We start from the raw sequence: 13,944 nt of genomic DNA on the forward strand, positions 1-13,944 counted from the left end.
TTTACATGACGGTCAAACGTTGGGTAGCTTTGGCGATTGCTGCTGCTGTTTTAGGGGTTTCTTTGATCTTTAACATGTTTGCGACAATCGCGACTGCGGATTTCGAGGAACTATTTGATGGTGCAGCAGGAAACGATACCTATGTTGAGGAAGTGGAAGAGACGGGGACAGACGGCAACATTGTTGTTTTAGAAATTGATGGTCAATTGATCGATACTGGTACAGATGATGTGTTCGGCGGTGCCGGCTACAATCATCGGGAAACTCTTGATATGTTGGATAATGCTGTGGAGGATCCTACTGTGGATGGAATCATTCTTGAAGTGGATACCCCAGGCGGCGGCCTTATTGAAAGTGCAGATATTCATAAGAGAATTGTGGAGGCCCAAGAAGATTATGGTAAGGACGTGTATGTATCAATGGGAGAGATGGCCGCATCCGGAGGTTATTATATCTCGGCACCGGCAGATTACATAGCCGCCCATCCATCGACATTAACGGGGTCTATTGGCGTCATAATGCCAGCGTTTAATTTCTCAGAGCTTGCAGACAATCTGGGGATTGAGGATAACTCAATTACAACCGGACCTTATAAGGATATTATGAGCATGACAAGTGAGATGGATGATGAGGAAGCAGAGATCCTGCAAACCATCGCAGATGAAATGTTGGATGAATTTGTTGAAGTGATTGTTGAAGGCCGGGATATGTCAGAAAGCACTGTTCGGGAGCTGGCAGACGGCCGTATCTTTACCGGAAATCAGGCTCTTGATGTTGGACTCGTTGATGGGGTAGGCGATCTTGATCAAACGATTGACACGATGGCTGATAATATGGGACTCAGTGACCCTACGGTTATACGTTATCAAAGTCAGCAGAGCTTTGGTTCATTATGGGGAATGACGTTAGAAACGTTATCAGGACAACAGCCTGGCCTGGCAGACCTTAGAACAATGATCGAAGAAGGAAGCTCACCAAGGTTTATGTATTTATATCAACAATAAAGGAGGGGTGATTCTTGGACATTTCATATGATGAAGAAGAGGAACTTACAAGACGCAGGTTGGATCAAGAAGACGAAAAGCCGAAAAAAGAGTCGTCCAATACAGTGGAAATCAGTATGTATGCGGGGTTTTGGATGCGTCTTTGGGCCTATGCCGTTGACTGGATCCTTGTTGTTGCATTAAATGCATTGTTAATCTCACCGATTTTTATGTTCCTGGACGCCTCTCCAGAATTGTTCGGGATCATAACCATTCACTCCATTTTAACGTCCGTGGTCGCCTACGTTTATTTCGCGATCATGACAAAGCTCACAGGGCAAACGCTCGGAAAAATGATCTTTGGCATACGCGTGCTAAGAGCAGATGGCTATCAGCTAACATGGGGAGACACATTTTTTAGAGAAGTGGCAGGGCGGATTCTTCACCGTACGCTTGTCATTACAAATGTGATGTATATCGTTGTTGGGGTTCACCCCCAAAAAGCAGGTGTCCATGACTTGCTGGCCGATACACGCGTCATTCTCGATCGTCGTAAAAAGAGTGTAATGGAAGGAGAATAAGAAAGGGAACTTTACAAAAGTCATTTTCGAAATGTAAATCTCTGCTTTGTTCGTTAAAATCATCTCAAAATAAAGGTCCCGTAACACTTTTCAAGTGATACGGGATTTTTTGTAAGGATTAAGTCAACGGTGTACACCCGCTTGACATTCGTTTCTTGAAGCAATTTTTTTGCGAAAGAAGTCTCGCAGCCTAAAAAAATTCTTCCTCCCATCCCTCTTCTATGATAAGGCAGACGAGGAAAGCGGTGAATCCGTTAAAAATCCTAAACAATGATGAATTTCGTGTAATAAAAAAGATGCGCTGGTGCAGCACATCTTCCCTCTGTTAATAACCCTGGTTTTCCGAACCATAGCTGCCGGTCCCATTTTGGGGGTACGACTTATTTTGGGAATTTTGCTCGGAATCTTGGGTTAAAAAATTCTCGCTATCTACATTGAATAAGTCTAAAAGCGGGCAGTATTTTGTAATCCCTTCCCCTACTTTCATTGCTGAATACATGGTAACGACTAAAGGCATCAGCTGCTCAGAATGCTTAACCATTTTTGAGGTTCCCCAAGCTACCCCTGTTAAACCACACGTGATGCGCATGATCGCATCGAATGTTCCTACATTTTGTTTCATGAATAAACCTCCTGCATCTAAAGTAAGTGCTGCATGTAGTATGGCTTAACATAACAATGAACACGCTGGTAAGTAGTGTAAAACCACCACTTAAAGATCTTTTTACAAACAACAAGAGGTTTCACTGAAGCCTTTCTGGAACGTTAGAGGAATTGTTGTCAATGGTTTCTGAAAAAATGTTCTTCTGAGATGAAGAAGACGAGGTTTGTTGCGGTGGCATTTGGCCGTTTTGAATCAATTGGATCAGGATTTGAATGTCTTCTTTCGTTGCAGGTTGTTTTTCTTGTTTTAAAGTATAGCCTAATTGTCCGCTCGACTCGATCGTTGCATACTGAACATCTTGAATAGAAGCTATACCTGCTTCCCGAAGACGTGCTTCCACTTTATCCGCGGGCAGCATAAGTTTCTTTAAGTTTTTTTCATTTAACTGACCGTTTTCAATCACCGCTACTGCTTTTCCAGAAAGAAAAGACTCTGCAAGGTCAACTTTTAATTGAAGAATTTCGGTTACTATAAGACATAGAATTAAAACGAAAGCTATGATTAAAGTGATCCATGTACCATTGCCCGTGAGTGGCTGAATAATTAATGAGCCGATCCCAATCATAATAGCGGTTTGAGGGATCGTCATTTGGGAGATTGATCTTCTTCCGCTAATTCGTAAGATCAATACACCGCCGATATAAATCACAATCGCTTGTATTATCAAGGTGAGATCCATCTTGCAAATTCCTTTCTGTATATGAGGAAGTGACTAGGTATAAGTTTATCCGTATTGTGACGTGACTATACTGATGAAGAATGTTCAAAAAGCCGGGGAAATATAGCCTTGTAATAAAGGATTGAAATCCGGGGAGTCCTGTAATAAACGCCGGCTCTGCCGTAAATTCGTGCAGCATGTATTGAGGGGACAACCTTTCTCTTTTAGTCCGTCTTTTTGAACACTACTATAATAAGTTAAAGCGGAGATGCTTATGTACTGGGTAGTCATTGGCCTTATCATTATTGTAATTTTATTGATGTTGCTATTTATTCGCGTGACGGTACATCTTAGCTATATTCATCAGGATCAAGATGATGAAGGAAGCCTTACGGTCTCTATTTTTGGCGGACTAATTAAGAAGAAATGGACAGTCCCAACTATAAAAATAGATGATGACTCCTTTTCCGTTGATTATGAAGTCTATTCATCGAGTGTAGTACGTCACAAAGAGGAGACAAATAAAAAGCAAGAAAAGAAAGGAACACCCCATGATGCGGAAAACCAGAAAGATAAGGCACAATCCGCCCTTACCCATGTTGTCGGGTTGACGAAAATTATCCATCGGTTTCTAAAAAAGATTCATGTACGGGAATTCCAATGGGAGACCGCTCTTGGAACGGGAGATGCTGCATCGACAGGCACCGTTTCAGGTCTTGTATGGTCTGGGAAATCAGCGGTGTTTGCGCTCATTGCTACATTGATGAAGGTGAAACATTTGCCCCATTTACAAGTTACACCTGTGTTTCAGGCTTCTTTTTTTCGAACCTCTCTTTCCTGTATAGTATCATTTTCACTTGGAAATGCTATACGTGCGCTGATCCAGGTTTTGATGCATACCCGAAAAACAGGCAATCGTCCTGTTAAAAACAACCTTAAGGATCGAAACGTTTCGAAGGAGGCATAGGTTCATGTCTGAGCACCCAATTCAAGGTTTGATGAAAACAGCCATGGAAAACATTAAAGAAATGGTTGATGTGAACACGATTATCGGAGACCCAGTGGAAACGCCGGATGGGAGTGTGATTATCCCTGTTTCAAAAGTGGGTTTTGGTTTTGCGGCCGGAGGAAGTCAAATTGTAACTGATAAACTCAGTTCCTATGAAGAAGAGGACGCTTATCCATTTGGGGGTGGAAGCGGCGGAGGTGTATCAATCACCCCGATTGCTTTTCTCGTTGTGGGTACGCAGGGAATTAAAATGATTCACCTTGATAATCAAACACACTTTTATGAGAAGTTGCTTGAGTTTGCGCCACAAGTGGTGGAGAAGATTAAGCAGCTAGTGCAAGGGGATCATGATACACAAGGTCCTAGCGATCATCATTATCCTCATATCGATTAAAAAAGTAGAAACAGCAAAAAATAGTCTCCAAATCGTTTAAGGAGCGGTAAGATCGGGAATATAGCTCATGGAGAGAAAGAACGATTTTTTGGAGGAGGCAGCTGTTTTATGGCAAAAGTAACATTCAAAGGAAGTCCGGTAACATTAATTGGAAGTGAACTAAATAAAGGGGATCAAGCCCCGAACTTTACTGCGCTCGATACCGATTTACAGGAGAACTCCTTGGGTCACTATCAAGGAAGTGTCCGTGTGATCAGTGTCGTCCCTTCTGTGGATACAGGTGTATGTGCACAGCAGACACGTCGTTTTAATGAGGAAGCAGCGAATTTGGATAATGTCCAAGTTTTAACGATTAGTGCGGATTTGCCTTTTGCCCAAAAACGTTGGTGTGCGGCAGAAGGAATCGAAAATTTAACGATGTTGTCTGATCATCGGGACTTCTCATTTGCTGAAGCGTTTGGCATTGGCATTCAAGAAATGCGCTTACTGGCAAGAGGTGTTTTTGTGCTGGATAGTAATGGAAGAGTCACCTATGCTGAGTATGTACCTGAAGCGACTGAGCACCCAGACTATGATGCAGCCATTGCTGCTGCCAAAGAAACGGAATAAACGAATCCCCTGCTGCGCCTCAGCCTATTGCTGGGGCATTTTTTGTGTATACCTCATGTGGAGTTTGCGGCTTCACCATGATAAACTTGAGAGAGCGAGGTGAACGAATTGACAGAACAAAACGATGTAGAGCAGCTATTTTATTCACTAGATGGGATGGCTGCGTCGATCAGTAAAGAAAGTGAAGTTACATATTTAGACGCGCTGGCAGATGCCGGTGACATGGTATTTCAAGGGCATGTCGATCAAACTCTATCTGAAGCTCTTCAAGGGCAAGTGAAAGCTTTTTTAAATGAAGCACCTAAAGGTGATTTAGAACGTGAAACCGTTCGTAAAGCTTTTCAACTCGCGATCATAAAAGGGATGAAGAAAAACGTTCAGCCCCATCACGCGATGACACCTGACGGGGTGGCGCTATTTGTCTCTTATTTAATGAATAAAATGATCGGGGATGAAGAGAATATTCGTTTATTTGACCCCGCGATGGGTACGGCGAACCTACTGACAGCGATTTTAAATGAAACCGATCAAGTGGAGGCTGCCATTGGGGCAGAGGTCGACGATTCTTTGGTAAGGATCGCTTTTTCAATGGCAAACTTACAACGGTATTCATTGCAGCTGTTACAAATGGACAGTGTCAAACAAACCGGAGTCCCAGAGGTTGATGTGATTGTTTCTGATTTGCCTGTCGGCTATTATACCTATGATGAAGTAATAGCAAATTTCCGGACGAAACCGGACCAGGGGAGAATGCCTGCGGAATACGCAGTCTTTGAAAATGCGTGGAAGGCCCTGAAACCAGGAGGATATGCGCTTTTCCTGATTCCGAATACGATGTTTACGCGGGAAGGATCTGATCATCTTCATGCCTTTGTAAAATCAGAGGCGGTTACACTTGGGCTTTTACAATTACCAGAGACAATGTTTAAATCCAATCAGCATGCAAAAAGCATTTGGATGCTGCAAAAAAATGGACCAGGCGTGCAAGCTCCACCACAGGCATTGTTTGCTGAACTCCCGTCTTTTTCGCGTGCTGAAGCTCTCAGCGATATGGTCTCAAGAATCAATGATTGGTTTGAGCAGTTTTTCAACCGAGGTTAGGTGAAAGGAGGAAGAGGCTCATGTCTTCACCCGAGCAAATTCAGCGGCGTTTAGAAGCGCTTCAGGAATGGGAGGAACATTATTTCCAGACTAGGGACACTCATTTCCGGTCGCTGGAAGCTTTACAAGCGGAGACGATATCCCGGATCCCACGGAGATGGAATCAGAAGTTGATGGATGCTGTGGACCGTTTCCTATTTTATACACAAAGTATGATTTTAAATACTGGGGTACAGCGGGAGATCGAAGAACGGATCCTCACGACAGCGCGTGTATTTCGTGATGATATTGAAGGCATTGCAGATGTAGGGAAGCTAAGGGTTGAAGAAAATAAATTTATTCTCTCTCAAGTCATGGCCAAGCAGCGCTTGCTAGCTTTTGGTCAAGGAGGGATCACAGGGTTTGGCGGACCGTTTTTGTTAGCTTCTGATATTCCTCTTCTTATGGCGATAAATTTAAGAACCGTACAATTGTCTGCACTCTCTTTTGGGTACGACTTGCGGCATCCAGCGGAAATGATGATTGCTTTAAAAGTGTTTCAAGTGGGCTCAACACCTCATTCCCTGCAATATCAAGGCTGGCAGGAACTCGAATGGGAAAAGGGAAACATCGTTAAAGAGTTCCCTGGGCTATACGAGGGAGATGAACAAATCATTGATGAGGATTGGCTTCAGCAGCCACTTCGCCAAGTCGGAAAGCTAACGATGATTATGTTGTTGCGCAAAAAGCTCATTCAAGGTGTTCCGTTGATTGGGATTGCATACGGAGCGTATAGTAATTATCGATTCGCAAGACAGGTTTCGGAAATAGCAAGTGGATACTATGAGAAGCGTAATTTACTGGAGCGCTGGAACAACAGCGGATTTGCATGAATAATGGTTGTTATAAAGCCCTTTTATTTACGGAGAACAAAGATAAATAACATACATTTTTATAAAAACTTATGTATAAGTATTGAGTTTCAGCCATAAGGATGATAAAGTAAAAGCATAGCAAAATCAAAGAGGAGCTCTTCCTCTTTTTTTAACAACAATTGTATAAAAATAACCATAAAAGAATTTTTATTCGAAAATAAATCACATTCATAGGAGGTGGACGGTGAGTAAAAACACTCACCGGTATGATATGAATAAACAAAAGGTTGTATTAGCCTATTCTGGTGGATTGGATACATCCGTTGCTGTGCGTTGGTTGATCGATCAAGGGTATGAAGTCGTTGCTGTTGGATTGGATGTTGGTGAAGGAAAAGATTTGGAGACGATCAAACAAAAAGCTCTAGACGTTGGGGCGAGCCAGTCATATACGATTGATGCAAAGAAGGAGTTCGCTGATGAGTTTGTCTTGCCGGCTCTTCAGGCGCAAGCCATGTATGAACAGAAGTACCCCCTTGTCTCAGCACTTTCCCGTCCTCTGATTGCGAAAAAGCTCGTTGAAATCGCTCAGCAGACTGGAGCAGGTACGATCGCTCATGGCTGTACTGGAAAGGGAAATGATCAAGTCCGTTTTGAAGTTTCTATCCAAGCCTTAAATCCGGAGTTTGATGTGATAGCACCGGTACGTGAGTGGGGCTGGTCGCGTGACGAGGAAATTGAATATGCAAAGCAGCATAACATCCCGGTCCCAGTAGATCTCGACAACCCGTATTCTATAGATCAAAACCTTTGGGGACGCAGTAATGAGTGTGGGGTTCTTGAAGACCCTTGGGCTACACCGCCTGAAGGTGCCTATGATTTGACTACCGCTCTCGAAGAAACGCCTGACACACCAGATGTTGTGGAAATCGACTTTGTAGAGGGAAAACCTGTTGCTGTCGATGGAGTGGGTTATGATCTTGACCAGTTAATTCTTTATTTGAATGAAAAAGCAGGAAAGCATGGCATTGGACGTATTGATCATGTGGAAAACCGTCTCGTAGGCATTAAATCGCGTGAAGTTTACGAATGTCCAGGTGCAATGACGTTGCTTACAGCGCATAAAGAATTGGAAGATTTAACGCTGCCTCGCGAGATGGCCCATTTTAAACCGGTCGTATCCAAGGAACTAACAGAACTTATTTATAAAGGACTCTGGTTCTCATCTTTAAGACCAGCACTTGAGGCATTTTTGAAAGAGTCACAGAAAAGCGTAACCGGAAAGGTTCGTGTAAAACTGTTTAAAGGGCATGCGATTGTTGAAGGTCGTACATCTCCTTATTCTCTCTATGATGAGAAGCTGGCTACGTATACGACGGAAGATGAATTTGATCACAGCGCAGCCGTCGGTTTTACCCAATTATGGGGACTTCCAACGAAAGTGCACAGTAAAGTGAACAAGAATGGTGTAGAAGTATGACAAAGCTATGGGGCGGTCGATTTACAAAAGAGGCAGAAGCGTGGGTGGATGAATTCGGTGCGTCGATTTCATTCGATCAAAAGCTTGTTGCCTATGACATTAAGGGGAGCATGGCACATGCGGCCATGCTTCGTTCTTGCAATATTATCAGTGAAGAAGAAGGGCAAAAGATTCATGACGGTCTCGTTAGGTTAGAAAAGAAAGCGAAAAATGGAGAACTCGATTTTGATGTAAAATATGAAGATATTCATATGAACATTGAAAAGTTATTAACCGAAGAAATTGGGGAGGTTGCCGGCAAACTTCATACCGCACGCAGTCGAAATGACCAAGTGGCTACGGATATGCACTTATATATGCGTGAAGAGACGAAGGAAATCATTTCAATCATTCGTGATCTACAGCGTGTGATTGTGAGCCGTGCCGAGGAGCATGTGGAGACGATAATCCCTGGTTACACCCATTTGCAACGAGCGCAGCCGGTTTCGATGGGTCATCATTTACTCGCCTATGACGCAATGCTTGACCGTGATGCGGACAGACTCACGGATAGCTTAAAAAGGATCAATATTTCTCCGCTTGGGGCCGGTGCGCTCGCGGGGACGACGTTTTCGATCGATCGTCGTCAAACGGCCGAAGGTCTTGGGTTTGACGGCATCTATGAAAACAGTTTAGATGCCGTCAGTGATCGTGATTATGTAATTGAATTTTTAAGTGTCGCCTCGACGATTATGATGCATTTATCGCGTTTAGCAGAAGAATTGATTCTTTGGTCCAGTCATGAGTTTGGTTTTATTGAACTCGATGACACGTTCGCAACAGGCAGCAGTATTATGCCGCAGAAGAAAAATCCTGATATGGCTGAGTTGGTCAGGGGAAAAACGGGTCGTGTATATGGAAGTCTTTTTAGTTTATTAACTACTTTAAAGAGCTTACCTCTGGCTTATAATAAAGATATGCAGGAGGATAAAGAGGGCGTTTTTGACGCGGTTATAACTGTAAAAGGTTCTTTAAAGATTTTTACTGGAATGATAGATTCTATGATTATTCACGAAGACGTCACAGAGAGGTCAATTGCATCGGATTTCTCCAATGCAACTGAAATCGCTGATTATCTTGCCGCCAAAGGGATGCCTTTCAGAGAAGCCCATGAAATCGTCGGTAAACTTGTTCTCTATTGCATAGACAATGACATTGTGCTCACCCAATGCCCGTTCTCAAAATTTGAAGAATCTAGTTCTTTATTTGAAAAAGACATTTACCAGACACTGGATCCCCGTGAAGGGGTGGCTCGCCGCAATAGCGAGGGGGGCACAGGGTTTACACAAGTTGGGAAGGCAGTTCAAAAACGCAAAAAACAATTGGATATGTTGAATTAAGATGCGAAAAACGGTCGCTCTGCCAAACCGCTACATCGTGTAACACCGCGTTACTAGCGCTTTATGCGCCTTGGGTCTATGCTTACGTATTTCCATCTTCTGCTCTTTTTGTCCTCTTTTAAACACCCTCTCAAGGACAGCCGTCTACGATTCCGTAGGCGGTTCTTCTTCTGCACTTGGTAGTGAACGATTCCATCTGACGATAAGCACGTCACAAGCTGCTTGTCGGACAATGGCTTCGGAAACACTGCCAATCACCATTCGTTCCACTCGATTCGCTCCTGTTGCACCGGCCATAATTAAATCGATGTCATATTTTGGTGCAATATGACGGGTAATCCTCACCTTCGGAGACCCAAAATCAAGAATGGTTTCGACGTTCTCTACTCCTTGATCCAACGCTTTCTGTTTAAAGTTTTTAAGTGTTTCGTGGCCTTGTTCTTCTGCTCGTTTCACAATTTGACGATCAAAACGTTCGATCGTTGCAAACGTTTTTGTATCAATGACAGTCGTAATAAAAAGGGTCGCTCCTTGATCAATGGCGAATTCACAAGCCTGTTCAAATGTGTAGCTTGACTCATTTGAACCATCGACCCCCACAAGAATTCGATTGTAACGGCGCATAGAGGTTCCTCCTTCAAATGTATAAAATATTGGGTTAAGAACAAACTACAAAAGCATTGCAAGAAAAATATATACCTCTAGGTAGGTGTTTCCTTTGAAGGATGATTTTAAACCTAAAAATGGCGCAAAAGCAAATAATGAGGGTGTAGATGTGACCCACGATCAAGTGATGAGAAGCTATCAGATTGCAAGCGATGAACAAAAGATAGCAGAGCAGAACAAGGAAGAGAAGAAGGATTAGATGTAGATGATACTCCCGCGTTCGAAGAAGTTATGGGAACATGTCCTCTATCCTCCTCTCACTCAAAAGGGTCTGAGAACTTTTTTTCCATTGGAAAACGTAGTAAAATCTAAGGAAAGAAAGCAGGAGGACGACAAAATGAAGCACGCAATTGTAACTGCGGGGGCAAAAGGGCTTGGGCGTAAAGTAACCGAAGCCCTTTTGTATGAAGGCTATAGCGTGACGGTGAGTTACCGGAATGACTATCAGTCAGTCATTCGACTTCGCGAGGAATTGGGGCTCGATGAACATCGCCTACATGCCTTACAGGTAGATGTGACGGATCAGGAGGAGATTAAAAATTTATTTACCGAAACGATTCGGCGTTTTGGACGTTTGGACGTTCTTGTCAACAACGCAGGTCCATACATATTTGAACGGAAAAAAATCAATGATTATGAATTTGATGAATGGGGAGAGATGGTTGACGGGAATTTAACCGCAATGTTTACGATGCTAAAGTACGCCTTGCCGCAAATGCGGAAGCAGCAATTTGGCCGTATCATTGCCTATGGCTATCAAGGAGTGGGGAGTGCTCCCGGGTGGTTGTATCGCGGCGCGTATGGGGCGGCAAAAGCAGGACTTGCTTCTCTGATCAAAACGGTATCCTTGGAAGAAGCGGAGTATGGGATTACTGCGAATATGGTCTGTCCAGGGATGATCGTGGGTGAATGGAAAGAAAGTACGATTGCGGAGAGTCGAAAACAACATGATCCGAAAACTCCTGTGGGCCGCCCTGGTACAGGGGAGGACATTGCGCGTACTGTTCTTTATTTTGCAAGTGAAGACGCGGATATGGTAACAGGAACCATCCTTGAAGTAACTGGTGGGGTCGACGTGATTCATCGTCGTCGTCATGAATAAAAAGCTTATGAATGGTCACCTTATACACTGAGGTGATGAGTGTGAAAAGAGTTATTTTTATCATGATGGTTGTTTTGCTTTTGCTAACATCGATCGTCGGTCAAGCGAATGCCGATGAATTAATGGAGATGTTTTCTTTAAGGATTACCATTGAAGCGGATGAAGAAGTTTACCAATGGAAGTACGATAGCCCCGATTATTATGAATTTCAGCATCAAGATCGGGTCTTGCGTGAAGGGGAAGCTGAAGACCAGGTGAACAATATGAATGAACTTGTGAATGTTCATGAGGAGGCTTCTTCAGAAACATTGGCGAAAAGAATTAAAGAAGAATTCCCGAAACTTGAAAGCATGGATATCCGTTGGCGTAACGGAGATAGCGAGTTGTATACATGGAGATGGAAGAAAAACGAGCCGTCCGTTGAATAATTTCTATGAATCGGCTATGGTGGAAGTAAGAGTTAATAAACCGTAAAGGGGCGTGGGGAAATGCAAATTGGCGTACCCAAAGAAGTCAAAAATCAAGAAAATCGAGTGGCCTTGACACCAGCAGCCATCGTTTCCTTGCAACAAAAAGGGCATACCGTTTTCGTTGAAACAGGGGCAGGAGAAGGCTCAAATTTTACAGATGAACAATATGAAGAAGCAGGGGCACAGATTGTAAAGACAGCCGCAGAGGTATGGGAAGCAGAGATGGTTGTCAAGGTGAAAGAGCCAGTGCAATCGGAGTATGAATATTTTAGAAAAGGTCAGTTGCTGTTTACATATTTACACCTTGCCGCTGAACCAGAGTTAACGCGAGCGCTTATGAAACATGAAGTGACGGCTGTGGCTTATGAAACGGTTCAATCTTCTGATGGGTCATTGCCGTTATTAACACCGATGAGTGAAGTCGCCGGTCGAATGTCTACGCAAATGGGAATTCAATATCTCGAAAAAACAAAAGGCGGTAAAGGAATTCTAATTGCTGGTGTTCCGGGCGTTGAACGCGGGAAAGTAACCATTATCGGTGGAGGCGTGGCAGGAACAAATGCAGCGAAGATCGCACTGGGTATTGGGGCAAATGTTACGATTCTCGATCTTAGCCCGCAAAGGTTACGTGAGCTAGATGATTTGTTCGGTTCAGACGTTAACTTGCTGATGTCCGATCCTGTATCGATTGAACAGTCGGTAAAGGAAGCGGACCTTGTTATCGGGGCGGTTCTTATCCCTGGTGCGAAAGCTCCTAAACTGGTCAGTGAAGAGGTTGTCAAAGGGATGCAGCCAGGTTCAGTATTGGTAGATATCGCCATCGACCAAGGTGGAATTTTCGAAACGACTGACCACATTACTACCCATGATGATCCGGTATATATCAAACACAATGTTGTTCATTACGCAGTTGCGAACATGCCAGGGGCCGTTCCGCGGACAGCAACGATGGCATTGACGAATGTTACCTTGCCCTATGTAGAAGCCCTTGCAAGCAAAGGGGTAGTTCAAGCTATGAATGACGATCCTTATTTGAAAAAAGGGTTGAATACCATCGCAGGCAAGTTGACCTATCAAGCAGTTGGACAGGCGCAGAATATTGAAGCTGCAGATGTGGATGACAGCTTGACTGCTTATTAAAAACAAGTTTAAATACCAACGAAAGTGGTAATAGAACATAGAATAGAATGATAAAAGGGTGATGCTAGAATGAAATTAACGTTTCATGGCCAATCCTTTGTCGAAATTGAGACACCGGATGCCAATGTTTTAATCGATCCATTTATTACTGGAAACGGTACGTGTGATATTTCGCCAGAAGATGTAGAGCCTGATGCGATTTTACTTACTCACGGTCACCAAGATCACCTCGGCGATACCGTTGATATTGCTAAAAGAACGAATGCACTTGTGGTTGCCCCCCATGAACTTGCAGGTTATCTTGGCTCGAAAGGGCTTGAAACCCACCCGATGAACATCGGGGGAAGCTACCAATTTAATTTTGGGCATGTTAAATTTACACAGGCATTTCACAGCTCTTCTTATGCGGAAGAGGACGGTCAGATTATTTATACCGGTATGCCTACAGGTATTTTGTTCACTGCTGACAATAAGACCATTTATCATGCCGGAGACACCAACCTTTTCTCTGACATGAAACTCATTGGTGAGCACAATGATTTAAGCGTTGCTTTATTGCCGATTGGGGACAACTTTACGATGGGGCCGGATGATGCGAAAATTGCTGCTGAATGGATTAATCCTGAACTCGTCATCCCTATCCACTACAATACGTTCCCGCTCATTGAGCAAGACGGGCAAAAATTCGTCGATGAATTATCCCCAATTAAAGGACGCGCACTTCAGCCGGGAGAAAGCGTGGACTTTTAAAAGAAAATGCAAGGGCTCGAGACAACCCATAAGGTTGGTTCTCGAGCTTTTTTACAATATTATTGGGTCTAAGTCTGGAGCAAAAATCACTGAGGGTAGAAATTTTG

At 43.5% G+C, this 13,944-nt stretch carries 17 protein-coding genes; 14 read left to right on the plus strand and 3 right to left on the minus strand.

Features of this window, described 5'->3' with window-relative positions:
- The first annotated feature begins 5 nt into the window (after positions 1 to 5).
- Both sppA and HNR44_RS00490 read left to right on the plus strand, forming a co-directional pair.
- On the plus strand, positions 6 to 1,004 hold the full coding sequence (gene sppA, locus HNR44_RS00485) for a signal peptide peptidase SppA (RefSeq protein WP_184402178.1): 999 nt from the start codon (positions 6 to 8) through the stop codon (positions 1,002 to 1,004).
- 14 nt (positions 1,005 to 1,018) lie between these two features.
- Positions 1,019 to 1,564 (plus strand): RDD family protein, encoded by a 546-nt coding sequence (locus HNR44_RS00490; RefSeq protein ID WP_246406881.1) that lies wholly within the window; start codon positions 1,019 to 1,021, stop codon positions 1,562 to 1,564.
- A gap of 325 nt (positions 1,565 to 1,889) precedes the next feature.
- On the opposite strand, the gene HNR44_RS00495 is transcribed toward HNR44_RS00490, so the two are convergent.
- Together HNR44_RS00495 and HNR44_RS00500 are read right to left on the minus strand one after the other, a co-directional pair.
- The gene (locus HNR44_RS00495; RefSeq protein ID WP_184402179.1) at positions 1,890 to 2,186 is read right to left on the minus strand and encodes a YgaP family membrane protein; all 297 of its coding nucleotides are present in this window, start codon (positions 2,184 to 2,186) and stop codon (positions 1,890 to 1,892) included.
- 121 nt (positions 2,187 to 2,307) lie between these two features.
- Positions 2,308 to 2,907: a DUF421 domain-containing protein gene (locus tag HNR44_RS00500; protein WP_184402180.1), complete on the minus strand. Its 600-nt coding sequence runs from the start codon at positions 2,905 to 2,907 to the stop codon at positions 2,308 to 2,310.
- A gap of 253 nt (positions 2,908 to 3,160) precedes the next feature.
- On the opposite strand from HNR44_RS00500, the gene HNR44_RS00505 reads away from it, so the two are divergent.
- The 7 genes from HNR44_RS00505 (at position 3,161) to argH (ending at position 9,709) form a co-directional block, all read left to right on the plus strand.
- Positions 3,161 to 3,853 (plus strand): DUF2953 domain-containing protein, encoded by a 693-nt coding sequence (locus tag HNR44_RS00505; protein ID WP_184402181.1) that lies wholly within the window; start codon positions 3,161 to 3,163, stop codon positions 3,851 to 3,853.
- Positions 3,854 to 3,857: 4 nt separating this feature from the next.
- Entirely contained in the window at positions 3,858 to 4,289 is a 432-nt protein-coding gene (gene ytfJ / locus HNR44_RS00510; protein ID WP_184402182.1) for a GerW family sporulation protein, read from the plus strand.
- 108 nt (positions 4,290 to 4,397) lie between these two features.
- Positions 4,398 to 4,898, plus strand: coding sequence for a thiol peroxidase (gene tpx / locus HNR44_RS00515; protein WP_184402183.1), 501 nt, complete (start codon positions 4,398 to 4,400; stop codon positions 4,896 to 4,898).
- A gap of 108 nt (positions 4,899 to 5,006) precedes the next feature.
- Positions 5,007 to 5,999: a class I SAM-dependent methyltransferase gene (locus HNR44_RS00520; protein WP_184402184.1), complete on the plus strand. Its 993-nt coding sequence runs from the start codon at positions 5,007 to 5,009 to the stop codon at positions 5,997 to 5,999.
- Between the two features lie 20 nt (positions 6,000 to 6,019).
- Positions 6,020 to 6,871, plus strand: a complete 852-nt coding sequence (locus HNR44_RS00525; protein WP_184402185.1) for an EcsC family protein — start codon at positions 6,020 to 6,022, stop codon at positions 6,869 to 6,871.
- Positions 6,872 to 7,124: 253 nt separating this feature from the next.
- Positions 7,125 to 8,330 carry an argininosuccinate synthase gene (locus tag HNR44_RS00530; protein ID WP_184403486.1) on the plus strand — a complete coding sequence of 402 codons (1,206 nt, stop codon included), beginning with the start codon at positions 7,125 to 7,127 and terminating at the stop codon, positions 8,328 to 8,330.
- Positions 8,327 to 9,709 carry an argininosuccinate lyase gene (argH, locus tag HNR44_RS00535; protein ID WP_184402186.1) on the plus strand — a complete coding sequence of 461 codons (1,383 nt, stop codon included), beginning with the start codon at positions 8,327 to 8,329 and terminating at the stop codon, positions 9,707 to 9,709. Before HNR44_RS00530 ends, argH begins: the two co-directional genes overlap by 4 nt.
- Positions 9,710 to 9,853: 144 nt before the next feature.
- Here the strand turns inward: argH and HNR44_RS00540 are convergent, their stop codons facing one another.
- Complete coding sequence (locus HNR44_RS00540) at positions 9,854 to 10,333, minus strand: universal stress protein (protein ID WP_184402187.1); 480 nt, start codon at positions 10,331 to 10,333, stop codon at positions 9,854 to 9,856.
- A gap of 94 nt (positions 10,334 to 10,427) precedes the next feature.
- Here HNR44_RS00540 and HNR44_RS00545 point away from each other — a divergent pair, with 94 nt between their 5' ends.
- The 5 genes from HNR44_RS00545 to HNR44_RS00565 all read left to right on the plus strand — a co-directional run bounded on the left by HNR44_RS00545 (position 10,428) and on the right by HNR44_RS00565 (position 13,837).
- Positions 10,428 to 10,574: a hypothetical protein gene (locus HNR44_RS00545; protein ID WP_184402188.1), complete on the plus strand. Its 147-nt coding sequence runs from the start codon at positions 10,428 to 10,430 to the stop codon at positions 10,572 to 10,574.
- Between the two features lie 138 nt (positions 10,575 to 10,712).
- Positions 10,713 to 11,477 (plus strand): SDR family oxidoreductase, encoded by a 765-nt coding sequence (locus tag HNR44_RS00550; RefSeq protein ID WP_184402189.1) that lies wholly within the window; start codon positions 10,713 to 10,715, stop codon positions 11,475 to 11,477.
- Between the two features lie 41 nt (positions 11,478 to 11,518).
- Positions 11,519 to 11,905 carry a hypothetical protein gene (locus HNR44_RS00555; protein ID WP_184402190.1) on the plus strand — a complete coding sequence of 129 codons (387 nt, stop codon included), beginning with the start codon at positions 11,519 to 11,521 and terminating at the stop codon, positions 11,903 to 11,905.
- Positions 11,906 to 11,965: 60 nt separating this feature from the next.
- On the plus strand, positions 11,966 to 13,087 hold the full coding sequence (gene ald / locus HNR44_RS00560) for an alanine dehydrogenase (RefSeq protein ID WP_184402191.1): 1,122 nt from the start codon (positions 11,966 to 11,968) through the stop codon (positions 13,085 to 13,087).
- 69 nt (positions 13,088 to 13,156) lie between these two features.
- A complete protein-coding gene (locus HNR44_RS00565; protein ID WP_184402192.1) occupies positions 13,157 to 13,837 on the plus strand; it encodes a metal-dependent hydrolase in 681 nt (226 codons plus the stop codon).
- Positions 13,838 to 13,944: the final 107 nt, after the last annotated feature.

The sequence above is a fragment of the Geomicrobium halophilum genome (assembly GCF_014207655.1).
GTDB lineage: Bacteria > Bacillota > Bacilli > Bacillales > Marinococcaceae > Geomicrobium > Geomicrobium halophilum.

What these genes read in the sequence shown, in the direction of transcription:
- sppA (WP_184402178.1), top strand. Translation starts at nt 6, where the DNA reads ATGACGGTCAAACGTTGGGTAGCTTTGGCGATTGCTGCTGCTGTTTTA.
- HNR44_RS00495 (WP_184402179.1), bottom strand. Translation starts at nt 2,186, where the DNA reads ATGAAACAAAATGTAGGAACATTCGATGCGATCATGCGCATCACGTGT.
- HNR44_RS00500 (WP_184402180.1), bottom strand. Translation starts at nt 2,907, where the DNA reads ATGGATCTCACCTTGATAATACAAGCGATTGTGATTTATATCGGCGGT.
- HNR44_RS00505 (WP_184402181.1), top strand. Translation starts at nt 3,161, where the DNA reads ATGTACTGGGTAGTCATTGGCCTTATCATTATTGTAATTTTATTGATG.
- ytfJ (WP_184402182.1), top strand. Translation starts at nt 3,858, where the DNA reads ATGTCTGAGCACCCAATTCAAGGTTTGATGAAAACAGCCATGGAAAAC.
- tpx (WP_184402183.1), top strand. Translation starts at nt 4,398, where the DNA reads ATGGCAAAAGTAACATTCAAAGGAAGTCCGGTAACATTAATTGGAAGT.
- HNR44_RS00525 (WP_184402185.1), top strand. Translation starts at nt 6,020, where the DNA reads ATGTCTTCACCCGAGCAAATTCAGCGGCGTTTAGAAGCGCTTCAGGAA.
- HNR44_RS00530 (WP_184403486.1), top strand. Translation starts at nt 7,125, where the DNA reads ATGAATAAACAAAAGGTTGTATTAGCCTATTCTGGTGGATTGGATACA.
- argH (WP_184402186.1), top strand. Translation starts at nt 8,327, where the DNA reads ATGACAAAGCTATGGGGCGGTCGATTTACAAAAGAGGCAGAAGCGTGG.
- HNR44_RS00540 (WP_184402187.1), bottom strand. Translation starts at nt 10,333, where the DNA reads ATGCGCCGTTACAATCGAATTCTTGTGGGGGTCGATGGTTCAAATGAG.
- HNR44_RS00550 (WP_184402189.1), top strand. Translation starts at nt 10,713, where the DNA reads ATGAAGCACGCAATTGTAACTGCGGGGGCAAAAGGGCTTGGGCGTAAA.
- ald (WP_184402191.1), top strand. Translation starts at nt 11,966, where the DNA reads ATGCAAATTGGCGTACCCAAAGAAGTCAAAAATCAAGAAAATCGAGTG.
- HNR44_RS00565 (WP_184402192.1), top strand. Translation starts at nt 13,157, where the DNA reads ATGAAATTAACGTTTCATGGCCAATCCTTTGTCGAAATTGAGACACCG.